The following is a 2,005-nucleotide window of genomic DNA, read 5'->3' as shown; positions in this document are numbered from 1 at the left end:
CGGCAGGCGCGCGGTGCCGAAGTCGATGAGGAAGGGCCTGCCGTCCTCGCGGCGGATGAGGAGGTTCTCCGCCTTCAAGTCCCGGTGGTACACGCCGCGCGAGTGCAACACCCCCACGGTGCGCACCACGTCGCTGAAGGTGTCCACCAGCCGGGCGGCGTCGTGGTGCGTCCTCCAGCGCCAGTCGTGCCAGGAGTCCCCGTCCACGAAGTCGGTGACGAGGAAGGGGTAGCCCTTGGTGGGGTTGGGCCAGGAGTCCACCGCGTACAAGCGCAGCAGATTGGGGTGGGAGGCGTAGATGAAGAGCGCCGCCGCCTCGCGCGCCAGCTTGCGGTAGGCGCTCCTCTCCTCCACATACTCCGCCTCGGGAAGCTCTTCCCGGGAGTCGGAGAGGGGACGCAGCGCCATCTTCATGGAGTAGAAAACGCCCTCGCGCTCCACCTTGAAGACGCGGGAGGAGCCTCCACCGCCCAGCACCTGCACGATGCGCCAGGCCCCCACGGTATGACCGGGTTGGAGGTGGTCCGGGTGCAAGGCTTCCGTCATGGGCTGGTCCTCCTAGAGCACCACGTCGAGGATGGGGAGACCCCGGCTGCCGCCCTTGTCGAGCAGTTCCAGGCGCAGGATGTCGTCGGCCGTCCAGGTGGGCGCCCCCGTCTCCACCGCCACGAGGCCCTCCTCACCGGGCGCGAGCTGCGCCTTGTTCATCTCCACGGAGCGCACCTTCACGGGGGTGCCGTCCAGGCGGGTGAGCCGCGCCGCCCCGGGCTCCCAGGGCTTTTGCCCCGGAAGGTTGCGCACACGGACAACGGCGAGTGCCCAAGACCCAGCGCGATACCCCTCACCCCTCACCACTTTCAGCCCATTCTGAGTGTCAGTGGAGGGCTGCTCAAAGGGGCGGGCCTTCACTCCCTCCAGGTTGAGCCGGCCTGAGAAAACGAAGCCAGCAGGCCCGCTCACGGCCTTGAGGGCCGCGACTTCCGCTTCCTTCTCCGCCAGCGCGGCCTCCAATACCTCGGGAGTGCGTAGACGGCGCACCACCTCCACCTCCTTGTCCACCAGCGTGGGGTGGGAGACGAGCGCGAAGGTGGCATACGCCGGGGTGCCGCCCTCCTTGTAGCGCACCCGCACGCCCAGCTTCTCTCCAGGGCCCGGCTCGACCGCCAGCTCGAGGGCGAGGGTGTACTCGCCCGGGTCCACCAGCCGGAAGCGTGGCGCCCGCCCCTCCACCTCCACCGAGGCCCTGTCGATGGGGGCATTGAAGCGCAGGTAGGTGGTGACCTTGGCCGCCACCCGCAGCTCCACCACCGGCTCACTGGCGCTGCCAGAGACGACGACTTGCCGTTGCTGCTGCTCGCGGATGGGGGGTTGTGGCTGGGCTGCCGCCGAAGCCCCCGTCAGGAGGATGAGCGGTAGCCACGGGAGAAGTCGTACCAAGGTGGAATACCTCCGGAGTCCACCCTAGCAGACGTGTGCTTGTCCTCCGCAGTAGCGAGCCGCCCCTCCGCCGCAAATGACTCGCTCCGCAGGGGGCGGCGTCGGCCATCGCCTCTCGGTCTCCGAGAAAATGGAATGGCAGTTCCCACCCGGGAAGCGCTGAATTCCTTGGAAAAACCCAATACGGTACGAGAGCGCCGCGACCGTGGGCGCACTTCCCGACAAGGAACCCCAACGCATGCGAACCGTGAAACTCGCAGCCCTCGTCTCCGCCTCCCTCCTGGCACAGGCCTGTGGTGGAACCAGCCCCCAGAACGCGCCCGAGCTCGTCACGCGGGCCTCCGCGCTGACCACCGCCGTCTCGCGGGGATGCACCTTCACCGTCACCTCCCAGGAGAATGCGTCCACGCTCCCGCCCCGGTACGAGCCCGTCATCACCCGGCTGGCCTCCGCCTCGTGCCCGTGGAGCAGCGCGAGCGTGACGCTCCCCGGCTCGTACTCGCCCACCCGCGTGTCGATCGCCGCGAACGAGCAGGGCGTCGCCGTCAGCTACACGAACAAGTACTCG

The 2,005-nt window shown here is 68.6% G+C and carries 2 protein-coding genes and 1 pseudogene; 1 reads left to right on the top strand and 2 read right to left on the bottom strand.

What is annotated here, in order from left to right:
* A partial coding sequence (locus VF697_RS26105; RefSeq protein ID WP_331099429.1) for a protein kinase domain-containing protein occupies positions 1-546 on the bottom strand: 546 nt, incomplete at its 3' end.
* Positions 547-558: 12 nt separating this feature from the next.
* Positions 559-1,437 carry a DUF2381 family protein gene (locus VF697_RS26100; RefSeq protein ID WP_331099428.1) on the bottom strand — a complete coding sequence of 293 codons (879 nt, stop codon included), beginning with the start codon at positions 1,435-1,437 and terminating at the stop codon, positions 559-561.
* Positions 1,438-1,675: 238 nt separating this feature from the next.
* On the opposite strand from VF697_RS26100, the pseudogene VF697_RS26095 reads away from it, so the two are divergent.
* A pseudogene (locus VF697_RS26095) lies at positions 1,676-2,005 on the top strand (kelch repeat-containing protein); the annotation flags it as partial.

Source organism: Archangium sp. (genome assembly GCF_036388035.1).
Taxonomy (GTDB): Bacteria; Myxococcota; Myxococcia; order Myxococcales; family Myxococcaceae; genus Archangium.
The sequence above is the reverse complement of the archived record's forward strand: the minus strand, read 5'-3'. Positions and strand labels throughout refer to the sequence as shown.